The organism is Sphingobacterium sp. N143 (genome assembly GCF_030325625.1).
In the GTDB taxonomy this organism is placed as follows: Bacteria; Bacteroidota; Bacteroidia; order Sphingobacteriales; family Sphingobacteriaceae; genus Sphingobacterium.
This window is the reverse complement of record NZ_JACAIS010000006.1, coordinates 269052-290143: the sequence shown is the minus strand read 5'-3', so window position 1 is coordinate 290143 and position 21092 is coordinate 269052. Positions and strand designations below refer to the sequence as shown.

The window sequence follows — 21092 nt, the reverse complement described above, 5'->3', positions numbered from 1 at the left end:
GAAATAGGGCCAGTAATTATTAATTCTTGATTTGATAATTAATAATTACAAATGTTCTATTTAGGAAGAGTTTCCATAAATTGAAGTATATCTTGCCCGATTTCCATAGCATGTGTTTCAAGTGCAAAATGCCCTGTATTATAGAATTTTACGTCGGCATTAGACAGATCATTACGATAAGCCTCAGCTCCAGCAGGAAGGAAATAAGGATCTTTGTTGCCCCATACGATCAACGCTTTAGGCTGGTGCTTTCTGAAATATTGATGGAAAGCAGGATATAACGCTATATTATTTTGATAATCATATAATAAATCAAGCTGTTTTTCATCGGAATCGGGACGATCTAGAAAATATTGATCTAACAAATAGGTTTCAGGAGCGATTAATTCGGGATCATCGACACCTGTAAAGTATTGAAATTTAAGTTCCTGTTCTTTTACGAATCCTCGTAAGGCATCACGATCTTTATTGTCGTTACTTTTCCAATATTTTTTAACCGCGTCCCATGCTGGTCCAAGACCTTCCGTATAAGCATTTCCGTTTTGCGAGATAAAGCCAGTTATTTTTTCCGGATTGTTAAGCATTATCCTGTATCCAGTTGGTGCACCGTAATCAAAAACATAGACGGCAAATCTTTTGAGGTTTAATTTCTCTATAAATTTTTGCATTACAATGGCTAAATTTTCGAATGTATAGTTAAAGTCTGCTCTTTCTGGAGAATCTGAAAATCCAAATCCCGGAAGGTCGGGTGAGATAATATGATACTTTTGATTCAAAATCGGAATTAAGTTCCTAAACATATGCGATGACGTCGGATACCCGTGCAGCAGTAATATTATTGGAGCGTCTATAGGACCAGATTCACGGTAAAAGATTTGATGACCTGCCACTTCGACCTTGCGGTGGTAAATTTTGTGTGCAGTTGATTCTGCACCTAACTTTGTTGTTGCAAATGATTGTGCCATAATTTTATAGTTTGTTGATAATGTAAAAATTACAAGGATGCTAATCCATATAACTTTAGTGCTTAATTTTTTCATTATTCAAAGTTAAATAGTATTTTTGATTATAATAAACGATTAATACTGATGGTTTGAATCATAATTTGTGATAATGAATTTAAATGACCTTAAATTATTTGATGCGGTAGCCTACCATGGAAGCTTTACCAAGGCGGCTGAGGCTATGCATACAGTCCAATCCAATGTAACAGCGAGAATAAAAATTCTAGAAGACGAATTTGGAACAGCACTATTTCTACGTACTTCACGTAAGGTATCGCTCACTCCGGCGGGTTTTACATTGCTGGAAAGCAGCAAGAAAATTTCAAATATTATAGCTGAGACCAAGCTCTCAATAGGGGGGGGGAAATCAATTAATGGGCAAATAAGAATTGGTTTTTTGGAGACAACTATGGCACTTAGAGGCCCAGGCCTTGTCAATGAATTAGCGGCTAAATTTCCCCAAATCGAAATTGATTTTAAATCCGCGATGCGAGATAAATTGATTGATGATGTGTTAAATTTCAAATTAGATGCAGCTTTTGTGCCTGCTCCAATAGATTCCGAAGAACTTGGACAAGTGCATATTATGGACGAATCTTTAGTCGTCGTTGCACCAATCGGAATAAGCAGTCTGGATGAGTTAGTTCAGCAATTGCAAATAAAGACAATTGTATTTGATCAGGGATGTTTTTTCAGAGCTAGATTGGAGTCGTGGTTAGGAAGTAAAAAAATTAGCAATTACCATAGGACGGTAATGAGTTCTATTGAAGGCGTGGTAAATTTCATTGAGTCTGGGATTGGTTTTAGTTTTTTGCCTAAGGAATTAATTACGACGTTTTACAAGGAAAGAAAATTAAAAATATTCTCTCTCCCTGCAGAAATAGGAGCGATCAAAACTGTTCTAATTTACCGAAAAGAAAATACGTCAGATCCGTTACTTAATGCCTTTATGAGTTTGTTTCATTAATATATACTCCATATTTACTGAATTCTTTAAATAATAATCCTTCATCTCGCAGAAATCTCCAAATAAGATGCTTACGGTACTTTTTATTGGGGATTATTCCTATCCTATCGATGTCACATCAAGCTATATGATGGCGCTAACAATCTAACGTCGGCATATCCAATTGAACAATAATTTTTCTGACCGATTTTTACCACTGATTAACCGTTTCATACCTTTTTTGTAAGTTGTTTCCCCCTAATTTTGTTGATATTACGTTAAAGGCATTACGACCTTAATTACAGCTTATTATAATGCTAATAACATGTTGAAATTGAGGGTAACTTTTAATCATGTTTATGAGGATTACAATTTTTAGGGTTGAATTATGTATTTCTGAGAGGTAAATCCTAAACCTATTGATAATTAAATAATCAAGATAACATATAGTCCCTTTGGAATTAAATTATTATTAAACATAAAAATCAAAGAAATGAAAACACCAAAAGAAACTATCGAACTTTTTTTAGCAAACACTACCAATCCTGAAGTGATTGAATCAGTAGTTGATAAGAATGCCACTTACATTTCCTTAAATTTTAATAATCCGGAACTACAATCAATATTACCTTGGGCGGGCACTCATCATGAAGGAGCAGAAGGGTTTATTAATACCTTTGCTGGGGTTAATGAATTTTGGACAATTCAAGATTTTGAGGTGCAGGATATTTTTTCAGAAAATGAAAAAGTAGCAGTTTTTGGAAGCTTTACTTACACTTCCCGAACACTGAATAAACAGGTAACTTCTCCATTTTCAATATTGGCCAAGGTGAAGGATGAAAAGATTTATCATTTCATGTTCCTAGAAGATACACTTGCAACAACTGGAAGTTTTAGGATTACTCCGGCAGGAACTTTCCATAGTGACCCAAACGGAATTGAATTTAAACTGTGATATTAATAGTATAAGAAATTTGAAATGAGTAAAATAGCATTAAATTGGATAAACGGTGAATGGGTTGATAGCGCCATCCACAAGGATAGTATAAACCCAGCTACAGGCGAGAAAATCGGTGTATATGCAGATGGAGGTCAGGCAGAGGCTTTAAAGGCAATAACAGTTGCGAAAGAAGTTTACAAAAATTCTGATTGGAAACACAATAGACATTTGCGATATAAAGTTTTAAATGAACTTGCTGATGCTTTCGAGGCAAATACGGAAAGGCTAAAAGAGATATTAATGATGGAGAATGGCAAGGTAGCCAGAGAAGCCATATTTGAAATTAGTCTGGTTGCACCTAAACTGCGTTATTATGCGGCACAAGCTTTAACTGAGTTTGGCCGTGCTTTGGAGACCCAACCAGGTAGATTTAGTATGTTATTAGCAGAGCCTATTGGGGTAGCAGGAATCATTGCACCCTGGAATTCGCCAATCATTCTTATGATTCGTTCTTTGGCTCCCGCATTAGCTGCTGGATGTACAGCTGTTATTAAGATGCCTTCCCAAACGGCGCAGACAAACTATGTCATTAATGAAGTGATGGCTTCCGTCAAAACTTTGCCAATAGGAGTTATCAATCAGTTTACTGAAAGCGGTCATGCAGGTGCTTCCTTAATGGTTGAGTCGCCTGATGTACCGACAATTTCCTATACCGGCAGCACGTCTACTGGTAGTATTCTGATGCAAAACGGAGCGTCGAAATTGAAACGTTTTGGTTTTGAGTTAGGAGGCAAGACTCCCATGTTGATATTTGACGACGCCAATTTAGATGAGGCCCTCCCTGTTCTTGAGAAAGCAATTACCGTTTTCGCTGGACAATTCTGTATGACTGGAAGCCGTATTCTAGTACAAAGTGGTATCGCAAATTCCTTTATCACACAGTTTACAAAGCGTTTGGAAAAAGTAAAAGTAGGACCGGCGTCGGATCCGACCAGTGACATGGGACCAATTATTGATCACGCCAATGTTGACCGGATAGATGCTTTAGTGGAAAAGGCGATTGTTGATGGTGCAGAAATTTTGGTTCGTGGCGGTAAAATTACTCATGGTTCCCTTACTTCCGGAGCTTTCTATCGCCCAACCTTACTAAAGGTAAAACCAGAGGATAATAAAATGGATATCGTTCAACAAGAGATCTTTGGTCCAGTAGCAACTGTCCAAATATTTGATACGCCCGAAGAAGCAATTGCTTTGGCAAACGACAGCCAATTTGGTTTGGCAGCTTCCGTTTGGAGCCAAAATGTGGATTTGCCTTTAAAAGTAATTCGCGAATTGGATGCTGGAACTGTATGGATCAACAATTGGGCTGTGGTAAATGATGAATTTGAAGAGGGGGGATATAAGATGAGTGGATTGGGTAGACTTAATGGTTTGAATGCTATTCACGATTTTGTTGAATATAAGCACATATTTCACGGAGCGGGTACATTGTAATCATATAGATTATGAACAGCACTATTATTGTTCGATATAAGCTGCTTGCAGAACGTCAAAAATTCGATGAATGGAGAGAAAGGATGGATGCGAACAGTCAACTTGCCGATGGCTTTTTAGATAAAACTGATTTGCCACTTAATCCGAAGCAACCGTATCATTCTGTTGTATTACGGTTTGATAACAAAGCAAATGCACAGAAATGGCTATGTTCGGCTACAAGAAAGAAATTGCTGCAAGAACTTGAACGAATTGCCATAGAAAGGCGAGAAATACTGCATGAACATGATAATTTTTGGTTTGATATTTCGTCTAAAAAGACGATAAAGAAATGGAAACAAGTAGTAGTTTCTATAATTGCAGTTTACCCGCTTACACAAGTTATTCCGATTTTAGTGCAACTAATTCTAACGCATTTAGGCATTTCGTCAACATTTGTGGCTGGTGTCCTAATTGGAACAATAATATCTATCTGTATGGTCTACTTTGCAATGCCATTGATTCTAAAGTTATTTAAGGGATGGTTAGAGATTGACTAAATTTTGAATTTAGTTAATCTATGTCGATTTAGGCCTTGATGAGACTTACTGTAGGTTATTGTCCAATGTTGACAAAAGTCAATTGTACTTTTTATCTTTTATCATCGAATTTGAGCATTAATCTGATGCATATTTATTATGTAGAATCGGACAATACTATAATTCTAAAATTGAAGAGTAGTACTCTACCTAGAGTCAAAAAAATCTTTTGAGCCATGAGTAAAAAAACAATCATTAATATGGTCCAACTACACATTTGGTCATGAGATTGTAAAGGCATATTCTAGGATATAATTTACACTATACATTAGATATTATGAGAAATTCAAAAAAGCTGCGTGCAAAATATGACTTTATAGTCGTTGGTGCTGGCTCCGCTGGAGCTGTGATGGCATCACGTTTGAGTGAAAATGGTAATTTAAATGTCTTACTTATAGAAGGGGGAAATGATTACCCAGCATGGGGATACCCCAGTACAATTTCAAGTGCAAATAATGTAGGGGGGGAGGCTGTACATGATTGGGGCATTCAATCGGAACCCACCTTTTATGGAAATAGAATAGATTTGCCAAGGGGGAAAATTTTAGGTGGAAGTTCGGCCATTAATGGTGCTGTGGCTCTTCGTGCGCGGCCCGAAGACTTAAAAAGATGGAATCTTCCTGGCTGGTCGTTTGATGAGCTTCTTCCATATTTTAAGAAATTAGAGGCAAGTGATTCGGGAGATAAGGGGCTTCATGGTTTTGATGGACCATTGCCCGTTCGGCAGTTATTACGGAGTGACATAACAAATGTTCAAAAGGCTTTTGTTGATGCGACGGTTCAAGTTGGATACCAATTAATCAACGATTTTGATAGTGCCAATGCTAATGGTGTCGGTCCATATCGTATGAATGTTGTTAATGGTGTACGAGTCAATACAGGAATGGCATATTTAACCAATGCTGTCCGGGAAAGAAAAAATCTCACGATCCTTTCGCAGGCGGTAGTTGACAAAGTATTGATTAAAGAAAAGAAAGCTATTGGGATTGTGTTAGCTAACGGAGTTGAATTTTTAGGTAATGAAATTATTATTTCAGGCGGAACTTTTGGAAGTGCAGCAATATTACTTCGTTCTGGTATTGGAGATAAAAATGATTTAGAGAAACTATCAATAACTGTGAATGCTGACCTTCCTGTTGGTAAAAATATAAAAGATCATCCTTTTCATTATGCAGCTTATGCCCTTCATAAAGAAATGGTTGAAACGAATTCGCCACCCATTGGCGCAAAACTATGGACATCAACATCAACTTCTAAAGAAAGAGAATTAGATCTTCATATTACGGCGACTCATTTATTTCCCGACGAATGGAGCCCTACTGGAAAGGGATTTGTATTAGCTGTGTCTGTAACGACACCAAATTCGAAAGGAAAAGTTTGGATTGAGACTACAAATCCCACTGTCAATCCTAAGGTAGATTTAAATTTCTTAAATGATGATTCAGATCTCGACCGAATGATAGAAGGGGCTAAATTAGCTAGAAAAATTGCTGGAACAGCCCCATTATCTAATTTGATACATTCAGAGATTGCTCCTGGCGCTAATATAAAGTCAGATAAAGATTTAGCAATGGCCATAAAGAGAAATATTGCCAGTTATTCTCATCCCACCTCAAGCGCACCAATGGGTTCAATTGACTCAAAAGAGGCTGTAGTTGATTTAGAGGGTAGGGTGCATCACATTCAATCCCTTCGCGTTGTAGATGCATCTATTTTCCCGGACATTATTTCCGTTGCCACAAATGTAACCGTGATTGCTATAGCTGAAAGAATAGCTGATACCATACTAAAATCTATAGTAAAGTGAGCTGTTTCTTATAGTGACTATAATTTTTGAATAATATTCCCTGATTGATTATAAATAAGTTTTTATATCGAAGCTGGATGCCTATAATTGCATTATAAATATTAGACCATTGGCTACTCTACAATTATTGGACGAAATCTGATTCTAGAGCCATCCTAATTGTTAGGGCCATATTAAATTGTAAAAAGTATATATTAATTGTTTGCAGCTGATTTCGATAGCTGACTACTCTGACTTAGAGTGCGGAGTTGCGAGTTTAAAAGTTGTTATTTGGCAATGATATTATATAGCCAGAATTAATAATGTAATTTTTTGTATGAAAGATTTCCGAATAAAAAAAGAGCTATCCAAATATTAAGGTAGCTCTTTTTATTATCCAGTTAATTCTTTGATTAATTTGCTGTGTATGTTAAGGTGTTTAATTCAAAAGATCTTCTAATCCATAGGCAGTTAAAACTTTTGTATACTGTTGATGTACAGCATCGTTTGCTTTTTTAGTAATTTCACCGATACTTGGATCCACAACTGTTCTCAATGGTCTTTGTCCTTGAGGTAAGCTAACTAATTTTATCACTGCATCCGCAACTTCTTGTGGATTTGGTTTGATCGTATCAAACATTTGCCCCATTGCAGCAAACATTTTTTCCGGAAACTCTGCTAAAGGTTTATATTCATCAATAACTGAAGCATCCGAACCATATTGAATTTTCTGCGACATTTCAGTAGGAAAGCCGCCTGGCTGAATAATTGCTACATCTACTCCCAATGGTCGTAGTTCATAGTGTGAGCTTTCGCTAAGTCCTTCTAAAGCAAATTTTGATGCACTGTATACACCAAAGAAAGGTGATGAGAATCTTCCGTAGCCACTTGATATATTAATTATTAAACCTTCTCCTTGTTTGCGCATAAAGGGTAATGCTAATTTCATCAGTCTCCATGGAGCGATTACGTTGACATCAAATACTTTGTTTACATCAGAGGGGCTGGCACTTTCAGTGATACCAAACATTGTTACCCCTGCATTATTTATCAGAATGTCGATTGTACCTTCTTTGGCGACGATCGTTTCAATAGCGTTTTTAACACTTTTTTCATCTGTTAATGATACATCCAAGACTGTTACATTTTCGACACGCGCTAGGGCTTTTGCTCTGTCAGCGTTTTTCCCATTAGTATCGCGCATGGTTCCGTATACGGTATATCCAAGGGAAGCAAGGCTATTCGCTGTAAGCCATCCAAATCCACTATTTGTTCCGGTGATTAATACGACTTTTTTACTCATTATTTTATCTGTTTTTAAATTAATTGTAAACAATTTCTTTGTTGCAATATGTCTTACATATTGGTTTGTAGTAGTTTTTAAAATAGAGAACTGCTTCCACCAATCTGTATAATCAGACATTTTGTTGGTAAGTTATTCAGTGTAAAATTACGTTAGGTGCGGAGAGTGGGACGATGATAAAAGATAATAAATATCATTGATATTGATCAATGATATTTATTATCAAGTGCAGCAAAGACAGGGGCCTATTTGAGTGTTTTTTTTTTGATGCGGCTTAGTGTCTCTTTTGTGATACCTAAAAATGATGCAATTTGATGCTGTGGAAATCGTTGAATAAATTGTGGATATGACTTTAGAAAATTTTCATATCTCATTTCTGCCGAAATACTTATGGCGGCATTAATTCTATTTTGTGAAGCAATAGCATTCTTGTCGTCCATTATTCGGATCATTTCGTTTATGGCGGGGATTTTTTTCATTAACTCGGCCATATCTGCTCTGGTTATGATCAGTAAATCTGTGTTTTCCCAAGCGTCGATGTAAAAAATAGAGGGTTTAAGATCAAAAAAGCTTTTCCTATCAGTAGCCCAATAATTTTCTATAAAAAGGTTTATAACATTTTCTACTCCTTTTTCATCAACGTAGTATTGCCGCATAGCCCCTTTCGTAATAAAGGCGGTAAATTTCGAGATATCTCCTTCTTGTAAGAAATATTGTCTTTTTCTCAATTTTTTTGGTTGAAATGTATTTTTTATCAATTCCATTTCCTCTGATGTAAGGATCATTTGAGAATAATTATGAATGTAATTGAATAGTATCTGATACATTTTGTTAAATTAAATTTATTAATAAAACTTTTAAACCTACTAATACTATCAGATTGCGATTTGCTTTACTTGTACGCCATAATCTACTCAATGTTTCACGAGACAAACCAAGATATGCTGCTAGCGTTGCTTTAGGAACACGTTGTATAAGTGCTGGTTGGACGGAGAGCAATCGTGAGTACTTTTCGTGAGGAGAATCGGTCAGAAATGACAGTATTCTATTTTGTGATGCCAGATGTCCTCTATTAGCTTTATGAAGGAAAAACGATTCCATTTTCTGAAGCTTACTGCAAAGAATATGGTAACTATCTAAAGAAAGACAATAAACTTCGGTGTGCTCTATACATTTCAGACTTAACTTAGCGGGATGTCCTGAGAACCAGGCCGAATAATCTGTTTCCCACCACTCTTCCATAGCAAACGAAATAATATGTTCCTTCCCAGAGGAATCGTGATAAATCAATTTTAAAAGTCCCGATTTTACTAAAAAGACGTGTTTTACATGCTGGTCCACTTCTATTATAAAAGAACCTTTCTTGTAGAATTTAATATCAAAAAATTCTTTGATAAATTGAAATTCATCGTCATTTAACGGTACAATATCCTCGATATGTTTTCGTAACATCGCAATCCTGATAAAAATACAATAAATTTAATAAAAATAAATGTAATTCGTATTAAAGAAGGGATGTTGTTTTCTGCCAATAAAAAGAAATTAGAGACGAATTTAGTAATTCGATGCAACGGTCACTCGAGGAATGTTAATGAAGAGGTAATTCCTTTATGGTATAAATTGGGAGAATGTTAAGACTGCCTAAGCAAATGAACAAACAGAGGGAAGTCCTGTTCTGCGTTTTCTGAGATTTAATCAAAGGTAGCGTTAGAAAATGAAGTTATTTTAAAATAAAGGGTTTGAGAGTAAAAGTAATTTTGCTTTAGTAAAAATGGAATCCTTTTAATCCAGTCAAACCATTAACTTTTGAGCCAACTTGTCCAAACAATATTATTAAAGATTATTCGGACAAGTTTGCATCCCTACTTCTTTCCGCCTATCAAAGGTAGATTAGAAAGCATATTTTTTAGTGCCATCGCATCCCAGGGCAAATGTTCCGTAATGCTCAGTCCCACAACTTCCACATGCTCTGATACTTCGGAAAGGAGTTTCGTAACTTGTGTCATAGTCATTCCTCCAGATGGAGATCCGATTATACTAGGTAACGATGGATCTGGATTAGAAAACAATAGAGAACGAAACAGCTTCGGGTCAAGTACATCGAGATCGACGTGTATAGCAATGTTTCGAACACCGATTTCCTTTAACCAATCGATAACAGATGTATTGTTATTCGCTAATTCTTCGGGACTTACACTACGTAATTGAAAGTGTTCGAAGAAATTCTTTTCCATAATACGCACTTCAGGCAGCTCAGGGAGGGTCTCACGTACGCCAGCAAACATAACATGGCTGGGTTTTACTGGTTGAGGCACCAAATTTACAAAATCTTCATCCCCTTGTCCCAAAAGGTTCCCCATAACCATAGCGTGTCCATTTTGATAAACTGACTTATTCATCACATCGGGATGCGTGTCTACCCATAATATTGCTAGATCTCCGTTGTATTTTTTATTCAAGTACGCAAAAGGGGATAATGATACTAGACAGTCTCCACCTAAAATTACGATTCGCTCGGGGTTATGTTTCTCAATTAGCTTACGTGCATCTTGCGCTTGCGTAAGTAGTGCTTCTTTAGCTACAATACCATCTTCTACCTCCAACGGAACATTACTTGGATTCTGGACGGTGACTTTTTCAACAGGACCGTCGGTATGCGGCGCTAGCCAATCAAGCATTTCTGAACCGAATATATAGGCTGCATTATTACCACCTTGCCATTGTGGGAATAAAAGGCGAAGGGTAGAGTACACCTCTCTATGGTTTTCTTTATTATTAAATAAATTGTTGTTTTTCATATTTATTATGTTCTTTAGACGGAAATAATATTTGAGGTATTTTTACCTGATTACTTAATTAAATTCAAAATTAGATATATCATATGAAATAAATGTGTGATCAGAATCACATAATTGGCTTTCGCCTCTAGTTTTTATGCGTTTTTCCTAATCGTTTTGCACGCAAGTGATGATTTATATAGGTATGTTTCTTGGTTGTGAATTTTGCGAAATAAAGTTTTTTTGCTGTAATCTGATCGTGTTACAATTTTAAAAGTTGATTGCAGTCGTGCTCTAATTAAATATGTTGATATCAAAAATCTATTTCCCATCTTTTTTAACGAATATTGGTTAGAAACTTTGGGGCTAGTTTCGTTTTTTCGGTGGTTTACACTTTCCACCGGTAATCTTTCCGTACGCATATGATCGAGAGATATTAATTTTATTTCTTTAACTAGTTAAAGAAATAAAAGACAATCAAATCTTAATTTTGGAATGTTATAAATTATATCGGTACTATTTATACCTGTACTTGGCTACGTAATAAAGGAGGGCTAAGGTGTATAATACCTTTTGAATTTACTAATGATGTGTTAATTTTCTTATTAAAATGAACTTTAAAACTACTGCAATTGCTGTTTTTTGTTTCTTTATCGGGGCAAATACCGTAGCGTCTACACGAAGGATTAATAGCTCGCTAAATACAGAATCACGATCATATCACGGATCGAAAAAATTGTCAATATTGAAATTCAGTGAACAAGATACCATATTGTCTAGAAAAGAAAGTAGACGTACGAAAAAAAAACAAAAAAAAAGTATGTATAAGGACCTCAAGTTTAAAATTGGTGATGGCGTGACCGTCACTACAGGGCCAATGAAAGGTATGTATGGTGTCTTTATCTATTATGATACAACTATGAAGTATCTAATTCGTTTCACTGGAACTCAACAAATGTTTTTCAATGAAGAGGATATCCAACTTTGGACGGAATATATAAAGAAAAATAAATGATACACGAAAAAGACTCCTCCAAAATGACAGGAATATGTAGTTTGGATATAATGTCGATGTTGACCCCAATGCCAGTAAAGTCCAAGATGTGATTATGATTTCGCAGATAATTGTGGGCTTCGGGAATATATCTTAGATCATAATTGGTTAGAACATCCTTGATAGCAGGAGTATTTTTACTATTCATGGTGAAAATGCCCAATATAAGCCTTAGACTGTTGTCCTCATTTTCATCAGCCAATCTTTTCAAGAGTGCATGTTTTGTACTGCAAGTTCCACATAACTCATCAAACAAAACCAGTTTATTATTTTTATTGTGGTTGCGTTTATAATCGAGGCTTTCCACCCATTGACAGGCTTCAGCAAAACTTTTAATTCTTAAATTGTTGAACGATTTAGAAACAATTCCATTGTTGCCTGTAATTTCAAAATCAGTTATCTTCATTCTTGATCTCAATTTTATTTTTTTCACTATCATAAATCATATCCAAGTGCCTGTCCCAATTACAAAACTCATCACAGGTAAACTCAAGTATAGGTCCACTCCAAGTTGTGAACTTGATATCGTCCATCTCAATTGGGCTTGAAATCGTCTCTTTATGTTGTATACTATTTATGATCCTAATAACATTATAATAGTCTGATAAGATAAAATCCCCGAAAGGTGTTGCAGTTAAGTTTCTATATTGTGGTTGTTCCTCTAAATCCACTAGGTCTCCATTGATAGCATTAAGTTGATATAGGTAATCTGAGGTCAAAACCAAGACGATATTTTTTACTAGAGAAATCGATACATCTTTTGGAAAACCCCTAAAAACACCACACCACTCTGAATAATCATCATTTGTAAATTTGATATATGTCCAATTCTGGGAATTCCATGGGCTATTATTATCATAGATTCTTTCTTCGTATTCTCCAGAATAGGGACGGTTTATTATTTGGCCTTCAATGATCATTTTTCTATTCGTCCTGTTTCGTGTATTGAGATTTCGTCATCAGTGGAGCAGTGATCTTGAGTGCGCAAATTTGAGAGATGCCATTACATAAACACGACTTTTATCGATGCGGTAGTTTGAGGTTACTTCATGATGATGATTAGTCTATTTGGAATTTTCTCTCTTCATATCTGTCTACAAAGAAATAAAGCAGTGTTGCTATGACTACACTTATTAATAGATAATAAAACAAAACAACAGACACCACATCTCTTCCCCATAAAATGAAGATCATCAGTATAAAGAGCACGCTAAAAATCCCTACTCTATTTAATAAACTCAAATGTTTACCTTTCTTGTTAAAATAATTCTTTATCAATTGAAAGGGTAAAAGAATTATGAGTAAGAATGCAATAGAAATATATGGGTAACCAGTATCATAAAGAAAAGATAAAAACTTTGGAATAGCTATACTGTTGTTCCATTCAACTGAAGGAACTAGTAAATCCCTAATAAAAATAAGAATCGGAAAGAGAATAAATGCGATAATGCAATTAACAAATATTTTTCGTAACATATTTCGATAGATTTGATTACCCCTTAATAAGCTATGGCTCAAGTTCGAAATAATCTCTAATTGCCAAGATTAATCTACTCCTAGTTAGCTACATTCAAAACTAAAAAAAAACACAGTAAGCGCTTAATTATTTAATACTTATTTGCTTAATTGATTAAATTTCCTATCTTAAAGTTATAAACAGTTTAGCCAAGTTATTGACTATTCGTTAAGCGATATTTTTCTGATATGATTTCTGCAGCTGCGCTGTGCGAATCATGAACTATTTTAACCAATATCCATATGAACCTAGAGTCAGCAGATCAACATCCCGTTTTACAAGTTTTTCTTAGTGATAAGCCAGAGTTACCAAACGTTTGTGTCGATTCTAATCCCACAGGTCTGGAGCCGATCTTCACTTTTCAAGAATATATCTTTGACGATTCTACATTCAAATGCCATTACATCTATGGCAACAATATTACCGCCTGCTTCTCCAACTGCTTTATGGAAGAGGAAAAAGAAATATACACTATTCCCACTCAGCCCATCGTCACCTTTCATATACAAGTGCTTGAAAACTGTCTTACTAGATTTGCCAATGGGCAGGAACAAAGCCGCTATACTGAAGGGCAATGTCGTCTATTTTGGCAGAATGATCACATCATGGCCTATGAACCAGAGGAGGGCGAATCGGATTATTTAGACTTGTATATCCGACCCAGCCATTTGCTGGATATGGCAGACCGTTACCCAGTATTGAGGAAATTTGCAATGGATGTTGCTACAGAAACGCAAAGTTCGCTAGATTTTTTTGTCTCGAATGTTGATGGGCAACTATTGAACTCCATTGATGCCATGCTGCTTGAAGTTAAGAGCTATCAGGTAAGCGACCAGCGTTTTACTCATCTGTGTGAATGTCTCATGCTGCAAAGCATGGGTATTTCCGTAAGTGTAGAGTCTCAGCCCCTAGATGCAGTCAAACGGACTTTCGAGAGTGCTTTCGCTCATTTAGAAGATGATGTATTTTCTGAGGAACAAATGAATTGCTTAAGGATTATTGCGCGCTGTTTCAACCGAAATCAACTGATCGACAAGTTTTACGAGGTCAAAGAAGAATATTTAGACCTCAAGGAGGATCGAATTAAGAGTAAGGCACGTGAGCAGGAGGTCAAAGCTTGTTATTATCGGGTTATGGGAAACTCCGCAAATCTTTTGGCAGAGGCATATTTTTGGATGGCACAGCAGCTGCATGAGCAAAAGAAAAGATTTACGCTAACTGACGAAGAGGAGCAAATGCTGACGGAAGCTATTATTACGGTCTGCGATCAATCCTTTGAGCTGTGTACACCAAGTGCAGATCAGCTCGAATTTTATACCAGTTACACGCAGCGGCCCTATGTAGGCGATTTAGGGATGCAAGAATTTGGCCGGATCCTAAATATGGTTGTCCCCGATATGAATCTGCCCTTGGACAAACTAGACGGAAGTAGAGAGAGTGGAGCGATCTTGGGCCAATACCTACAAGATCGTCTCGGGTTTACACCTTTATCGCATTTTACCGAAAAAGGGGAAATGGACAAACCCCCAAAAGTGGTCGAACTTTATCATACGCTTATGCAGCAGATGACAGATGAGCTCACGATTACCGATACGGGTGATGTCAAAAAGAGCGATCTAATCCGTATTCTGGATCATGCTTACCAGCATAACGATGTGATGACACTATTGATGTTTGAGATTGAGCACTTGACAGATCAGAAACATTATGTTGAGCGCCAAAAGTTTAATAAAATAAGTACGTGGGTGATGGTGCTGGAGGATGCCATCGAAGAATGGTATAACTATCCTTATAGCGACAGCGAGCAACAAAAGCTAATCGACTATTTGGTACATGTTTACATGCGGTCAGGCGATAATATGAATGCTGTAGAGCAGAAAGTCGGAAAAACCAAGGAGATATATGACATGTTGGTGCCAACACTTCTGGATGCTGGCTATGCTATTGAATCACAGACTAAAAAACACATGTTTATGCTGTTGGCAGAATCATTGATTATTGCTGCTCAAAATCCTTATGAAGAAGGGGGGACCTAAATATGAAAAGGAAAAAGAAAACTAAAGCTCCAGTTAATACCGCTAAAGAGACACGAGAGAGATATCATGCCTTTACAAAGTCGATGAAGCTACTTTTCGAAAAGATGGTTGGCCAGGGCTACTTCGAGATGCTTTCCCCTCAGCTATTGGCACAGTTTTATAAAAATCGCTATCCGGCGCTAAAGATCATTATTGATGAAGACGTTATCCCCGACGCTCAGAGTAGGGAAAACTATCGGTCAAGTATTACAGGTCTTATCAAAAAATGCATGCTGATCCTACCATCGGGCGAAGAAATATCCATTTCAACTTTTTTTACGGATTTAGCGCTAATTGTTCATTTCGTCGAGCTCATTTCTATCAGTTGTATTAAAGAGCATGTCAAGATGAGGGCTGCTTTTGCACCCTATTTCATGTCAGGCGACTGGCTTTTACCAATGAAGCATCAGACATTTTGCACATTAAGTTTTACGAATGAGCAGTTTTACGATCCTGTTAAAGGGACTTTGCAGTTTGATGTATCCGATCTCGCACTGACGAAGCCCGGGGGGCGAAATCAGATCCGTTTGCGCCGGCTGAAAAATAAATTAGATAAGCAGGAGATCGATGGCATCACGCGGCCAATTGTAGCTGTCGGCGATGCTCCGGTTTTCGTAGGCGACTGGACGCAATGGGTACAATTCGATCCGGCGCGGTTCGGTATTACGCATATTTCCGATACAGAAGCCAAACCACTCTATATACAGCATCATGCGCTCAATCGTTTTGAGGAGCGTACCTATAGTCCCAAAGGGTACGTACAGGTTTATCTTGCTAAGACCTTTATTTACGATACACCGGAGGTAATCGTATATCGTGGACAGGTACTTATCGCCTGTTACTGTGCCCGGCACAAAGTTGGCTATTTTCTGGTGAGCTATCATGGTGATAAATGGGTGATACGGACCTTTCTTTTTCTGACAAATGAAGGTACTCCCGAAGGGACAAAGCTCAAGGAGCTCGTAGGGTTGGAAAAAGAAGACGCAAAATATCTGATGATAGACCGGGTCACCGCATTTTTGGATTATGATATTGAGCATGATCAACGGCTCCGTACGCTGTTCGAAACTGCCGGCTGCGGTTCCCTTTTCGGATATATCAAGCTTTTTGTACGTCCGGAAGACAATGTCAAAAACAGTGCATCCATCGCTAATTATCTTTTTGGTAAAACAGACTGTTTCGACGAGTTTATACAGATTTGATAAGAAGAAAGCTATATGAGCTTTTAAGATCCCGAATCGTTCATTAAATTTGGCTGTTCATGTATCATGAACAGCCAAATTTAATGAACGATTTTTTTGAAGGGCGATTCTATCATCTATCAATTACATGTACTTTCAATCATGCAGATTCCGAACCAGACTTCAAAAGCACTGGATTTCTTCAACGCCCTTTTATTCCTAAACAATATTTCGGATATTTGGACAAAGGCCATTCAGTAGTTAAACGATTTTTATCATGTCCGATATTCAGCAGTTAATAGCACAGATCAGAGCGTTCAGAGATGCCAGAGATTGGGAGCAGTTTCACAACTCCAAGGATCTTGCAGTGGCATTGAGCATTGAAGCTTCCGAGCTACTGGAGCTTTTCCTGTGGAAAGGCAACGAAGATGCCAATCCAGATAAGCTGAAAAATGAGCTTGCCGATGTACTGATGTATGCTCTTTTGCTGGCGGATAAGCATGGACTTGATGTCAAGCAGATCGTGGAGGACAAGATGAAACTCAATAACGAAAAATATCCGGTCGAAAAAGCCAAGGGAACCGCAAAAAAATACAACGAACTATAATGAGATTATACGCTGGTTCGGCAAGTGATTTTATCCATCTCAATACAGAAAATAAACTTGTCGATTTACTTAGAGAGCAGTTTTTAAAACAGTTCGGATACAATCCGTCGCACAATGAAGCCATGTCATGGCGCAATTCATTGTTTCGACTTTCCTATATCATGGAGCGCCAGAATCTACAAGATCAGGGTGTCATGGTGGAGTACAAGCTTCCCTTAAGTGCCAAACGTATCGATGTCGTTATCTACGGTCACGATGAACAGCAGCATAAGCAAGCAGTGATCGTCGAACTCAAGCAGTGGGAGAAATGCGAGTTTACCGACTACGATTCCGATTATGTCCTTACCTGGGTAGGAGGTGGTCATCGATCTGTGTTACACCCAAGTATCCAGGTGGGGAACTACCTATATTATCTCAAGGAAAATAACAGCGCTTTTTACCAAGAAAAAGAGCCTATCCAAGTATCAGCTTGTAGCTATTTACACAATTATAATATATCAAACGATACCACCCTTCAGGATCAGCGATTTGAAGAAGCCGTCAAACGTTTTCCAATGTATGGATCTGAAGACAGCAGCCAGCTTTCTGCCTTTATCTATAGCCGCGTAGGAGCAGGCGAGGGGATGAGTATTCTCCAAGAGGTCGAACAGAGTAAGTTGCGACCATCGAAGAAGCTGCTCAAACAGGTTTCCGGTGTTATTAAGCAAAAACTGAAAGGCGAATTGCAGCTCTTCGGCCAGGTAAAGGCCAAGGGAGATTATATCCTTTTGGATGAACAGCTGATTGTATATGATACGGTGATGTCTCTTGCCAAGAAAGCAAAGGACAATCAAAAATATGCGGTTATCGTCAAGGGAGGCGCTGGCACAGGTAAGTCTGTCGTGGGCTTGCAGTTATTGGCCGATCTTACTGCGAGCAATATCAATGCGCACTATGCAACAGGTTCGAAATCATTTACAGAGACCTTGCGTAAGATCCTAGGCAAAGAAGCCAATAGCCTGCTCAAATATTTTATGTCCTATGGCGATGCCGAACCCAATAGCATTGATGTATTACTGATGGATGAGGCACATCGCATACGCGAACGTACCGGTTATCCTTTCAAATCCACAGGCCGCTTACAGATTGAAGATCTTCTTCGTGCAGCGCGGATCTCCGTGTTTTTTGTAGACGACTATCAAGCCGTGCGGAGGGGAGAGATTGGGCAGTCTATCTTTATTCGCCAGCAGGCTGAGAAAATGGGTTGTACAGTTTACGAATATAATCTAGAGTCTCAGTTCCGTAACGGTGGATCAGAAAAATACAGCCAATGGATAGATCATACATTGCATATTCGTGAAACGGCAACGACCGAATGGAAGCAGGAAGACAATTTCGAATTCCAGATTATGGACAGCCCGCATGCCGTGGAGCAGGCTATTCGCGATAAAGTTGCCGAAGGCTATTCAGGGCGTATGATGGCAGGGTTCTGCTGGCCTTGGACTCAGCAGGCCGATGCCGATGGAGAATTGCACAAAGATGTCGTTGTGGGGGATTATATTCGCCCCTGGAATGCGAATGAAAAGACGAAGGGCATGCGTCGTGGTATTCCAAAATCCCAATACTGGGCCTATGAAGATGCAGGAATCGATCAGGTCGGATGTATTTATACCGCACAGGGCTTTGAGTTTGATTATGCAGGAGTGATCTTTGGTACTGATCTACGCTATAATCCGGACACGGCAGAATGGGAGGGTTTTCCTGAACATTCGCACGATAGTGCGGTAAAAGGACCTGATTTTTTACAGCTGGTGAAGAATACTTACCGTGTTCTTTTGGGACGGGGTATGAAAGCTTGCTATGTTTATTTTATGGATAAGGAGACTGAACGGTATTTTAGAAGTAGGGTGAGGAAGTAAGTTATTTATTTCTTTTTTCAATAAATAAACAACTGATATTTCTAGTAGTCTATGCTTCGAATCTTTCCTTTTGAACTTTCAGTGGTAAGACTAAAGTTAATATTCGTTATTAGGTACATTGTCTCATGATACGGGTACTGATGGATTGTTAAAGTCTAAGTACGGAGTTGTAATTTTACAAAGTTAATAATATTTAAAAATGTTACAATTTGAAACGAGCCCCTACGCTTGCTTAACTTTCTTTGACCGAAGCCCGTAATGGTAGAGAAAGAAATGTCTCTAAAAACAGCTTAAAAATTATGTTATTGGCATTTTTTTTGCCTTTATATACTTTATATAATCGTTGCTAATCAGTAAAGGCCAACGACGCTAGGTGGTATAGGTTATTTGGTAATATTATGCGAATGTTATAATATTGTGTGGGAAAAATGTTTAAGTGTGTGAAGGAAGGCTCCCTTTTTTATAAGTTCGTAATAGAATTAGTGCTATTTTAAACCTTATTAAACTTACGAAGTTAATATTTTAATGAAATTTTAAAATAAATAATATGTACTCAATTAATGCAATCTCCGATTATATCATAAGTGCTTGTAAAACTGATGGTAACCAAGATCTCAGTGTATTAAAGCACCAAAAGTTATTGTATTATGTACAAGCTTGGTATCTTGCATTTAATGGTAAACCTGCTTTTGATGGAAAGTTTGAAGCTTGGGTTCATGGACCTGTGAATAGGGAAATCTACAACTTATATAAAGATAGTCATTCTATTTATGCGGAGTTGGGTTTGGTTGATATTAAAACCTCTGACTTTAATAAAAATTTAGATCAAGATATAATTAATCATCTCAATTCTGTTCTTGAAGTTTATGCTTCACTTTCAGGATCTGAATTAGAAGAATTAACACATCGGGAAAAGCCATGGCTGGAAGCTAGAGGAGGCATTAGTCCATATCAAAGATGTACGAACGTATTATCAGAGGAAACGATGGCAAATTATTATAGACAAAGATTAAATAATTAAAAGATTAGGTAGTTAATTGTAGAATGTCCGAAAACAGAATAAGAGAGGCGGCAGGTGTACTTCCTAAGCATAATAAACCAGTCAGTAACTATAAGCCCAATCATAATTCAGGATGGGCATTCTCTTTCAAGTACTTTAGGCAAATAGAATATTTTGGATTGAAGGATGAAAGCTCTAATTGGTTTGCAGCATTACTCTTGAGATTACAGGATATTAGTTCTAAGGAAATTAATGTTTTTAATACAAATCTACAAGAAAAAGAGGGATATAGATACCATTTGATCGATTGGAACTCTAGGAACATTCCAATTAAAAGAGACGACTTAAATTGGATTGACGAGAATATAATAAAAAACGAAGTAGAATTTCCGTTTTATCAATTTCAAATAAGTAAAGCTAATGGTCGGGTTGTCGGCTTTTGGGATGTAAATCAAACTATTTTTCATGTTGTTTTACTTGATCCCAAGCATAATATCCAGCCTGCTGGAGGCAAATATAATTATAGGGTTGATAAAACTTCTGTTCTCCCTTGTAAGTACACTTCTCTTATCGCCGAACTGGATAGACTAAAAAGTAAAAAGTGTTTTTGTGAAAAATGTACTTTTAAAGCTGAAATATCAAGTTTACAACATCGGTTTAACGTTGGAAATTTTGTTTATTTTCAATTAGATGACGACTATTACCAACAATTTCAAGATTTGACAATTGACAAAAGTGTCTCTGAAATAGTGGAATTATTCATTTTGAATAATTCAGATTAGTTCGCATAAAAGATCATCCTATTTTATATTATAACTATGGAATTACTTTCATAAGTGTAGACTATTTATAATCTTCAGCTTATCCCTGACACAAATGTTAGCAATAAATTCCTTTCGAGGCATCTTAAAAGCAGTGACGTCTGCGGGCCAC

The 21092-nt window shown here is 37.2% G+C and carries 18 protein-coding genes; 11 read left to right on the top strand and 7 right to left on the bottom strand.

Annotated features, from left to right (window positions below; translation table 11 throughout):
• Positions 1 to 56: 56 nt before the first annotated feature.
• On the bottom strand, positions 57 to 1040 hold the full coding sequence (locus tag HX021_RS13620; protein WP_286590953.1) for an alpha/beta fold hydrolase: 984 nt from the start codon (positions 1038 to 1040) through the stop codon (positions 57 to 59).
• Positions 1041 to 1113: 73 nt separating this feature from the next.
• Between HX021_RS13620 and HX021_RS13615 the strand changes: the two genes are divergently transcribed.
• From HX021_RS13615 to HX021_RS13595, 5 genes are all read left to right on the top strand, one after another.
• Complete coding sequence (locus tag HX021_RS13615; RefSeq protein WP_286590952.1) at positions 1114 to 1971, top strand: LysR family transcriptional regulator; 858 nt, start codon at positions 1114 to 1116, stop codon at positions 1969 to 1971.
• A 472-nt stretch (positions 1972 to 2443) separates the two neighbouring features.
• Positions 2444 to 2905, top strand: a complete 462-nt coding sequence (locus HX021_RS13610) for a nuclear transport factor 2 family protein (RefSeq protein ID WP_172392630.1) — start codon at positions 2444 to 2446, stop codon at positions 2903 to 2905.
• A 24-nt stretch (positions 2906 to 2929) separates the two neighbouring features.
• On the top strand, positions 2930 to 4384 hold the full coding sequence (locus HX021_RS13605; RefSeq protein WP_286590951.1) for an aldehyde dehydrogenase family protein: 1455 nt from the start codon (positions 2930 to 2932) through the stop codon (positions 4382 to 4384).
• An 11-nt stretch (positions 4385 to 4395) separates the two neighbouring features.
• The gene (locus tag HX021_RS13600) at positions 4396 to 4923 is read left to right on the top strand and encodes a putative antibiotic biosynthesis monooxygenase (protein ID WP_172392632.1); all 528 of its coding nucleotides are present in this window, start codon (positions 4396 to 4398) and stop codon (positions 4921 to 4923) included.
• Positions 4924 to 5239: 316 nt separating this feature from the next.
• A complete protein-coding gene (locus tag HX021_RS13595; protein ID WP_172392633.1) occupies positions 5240 to 6769 on the top strand; it encodes a GMC family oxidoreductase in 1530 nt (509 codons plus the stop codon).
• A gap of 418 nt (positions 6770 to 7187) precedes the next feature.
• Here HX021_RS13595 and HX021_RS13590 read toward each other — a convergent pair whose 3' ends face one another.
• The 6 genes from HX021_RS13590 to HX021_RS13565 form a co-directional block, all read right to left on the bottom strand.
• On the bottom strand, positions 7188 to 8171 hold the full coding sequence (locus HX021_RS13590) for an SDR family oxidoreductase (protein ID WP_246250354.1): 984 nt from the start codon (positions 8169 to 8171) through the stop codon (positions 7188 to 7190).
• Between the two features lie 125 nt (positions 8172 to 8296).
• Positions 8297 to 8815, bottom strand: coding sequence for a Crp/Fnr family transcriptional regulator (locus tag HX021_RS13585; protein ID WP_286590949.1), 519 nt, complete (start codon positions 8813 to 8815; stop codon positions 8297 to 8299).
• A 67-nt stretch (positions 8816 to 8882) separates the two neighbouring features.
• Positions 8883 to 9503: a Crp/Fnr family transcriptional regulator gene (locus tag HX021_RS13580; protein ID WP_172392635.1), complete on the bottom strand. Its 621-nt coding sequence runs from the start codon at positions 9501 to 9503 to the stop codon at positions 8883 to 8885.
• Between the two features lie 410 nt (positions 9504 to 9913).
• Positions 9914 to 10849 carry an arginase family protein gene (locus HX021_RS13575; RefSeq protein ID WP_172392636.1) on the bottom strand — a complete coding sequence of 312 codons (936 nt, stop codon included), beginning with the start codon at positions 10847 to 10849 and terminating at the stop codon, positions 9914 to 9916.
• 941 nt (positions 10850 to 11790) lie between these two features.
• The gene (locus tag HX021_RS13570; protein ID WP_286590947.1) at positions 11791 to 12288 is read right to left on the bottom strand and encodes a hypothetical protein; all 498 of its coding nucleotides are present in this window, start codon (positions 12286 to 12288) and stop codon (positions 11791 to 11793) included.
• Positions 12275 to 12802 (bottom strand): hypothetical protein, encoded by a 528-nt coding sequence (locus HX021_RS13565; protein WP_286590946.1) that lies wholly within the window; start codon positions 12800 to 12802, stop codon positions 12275 to 12277. The genes HX021_RS13570 and HX021_RS13565 overlap by 14 nt, the downstream gene beginning before the upstream one ends.
• Before the next feature lie 838 nt (positions 12803 to 13640).
• On the opposite strand from HX021_RS13565, the gene HX021_RS13560 reads away from it, so the two are divergent.
• The 6 genes from HX021_RS13560 to HX021_RS13535 all read left to right on the top strand — a co-directional run bounded on the left by HX021_RS13560 (position 13641) and on the right by HX021_RS13535 (position 20941).
• Positions 13641 to 15434: a hypothetical protein gene (locus HX021_RS13560; RefSeq protein ID WP_286590945.1), complete on the top strand. Its 1794-nt coding sequence runs from the start codon at positions 13641 to 13643 to the stop codon at positions 15432 to 15434.
• Positions 15435 to 15436: 2 nt separating this feature from the next.
• Positions 15437 to 16675: a hypothetical protein gene (locus HX021_RS13555; protein ID WP_286590944.1), complete on the top strand. Its 1239-nt coding sequence runs from the start codon at positions 15437 to 15439 to the stop codon at positions 16673 to 16675.
• A 256-nt stretch (positions 16676 to 16931) separates the two neighbouring features.
• Positions 16932 to 17261 carry a nucleotide pyrophosphohydrolase gene (locus tag HX021_RS13550; RefSeq protein ID WP_201670433.1) on the top strand — a complete coding sequence of 110 codons (330 nt, stop codon included), beginning with the start codon at positions 16932 to 16934 and terminating at the stop codon, positions 17259 to 17261.
• Entirely contained in the window at positions 17261 to 19159 is a 1899-nt protein-coding gene (locus HX021_RS13545; RefSeq protein WP_286590942.1) for a DUF2075 domain-containing protein, read from the top strand. The genes HX021_RS13550 and HX021_RS13545 overlap by 1 nt, the downstream gene beginning before the upstream one ends.
• A 547-nt stretch (positions 19160 to 19706) precedes the next feature.
• Complete coding sequence (locus tag HX021_RS13540) at positions 19707 to 20180, top strand: Panacea domain-containing protein (protein ID WP_286590940.1); 474 nt, start codon at positions 19707 to 19709, stop codon at positions 20178 to 20180.
• 23 nt (positions 20181 to 20203) lie between these two features.
• A complete protein-coding gene (locus HX021_RS13535) occupies positions 20204 to 20941 on the top strand; it encodes a UU032 domain-containing protein (RefSeq protein ID WP_286590939.1) in 738 nt (245 codons plus the stop codon).
• The last annotated feature ends 151 nt before the right edge of the window (positions 20942 to 21092 follow it).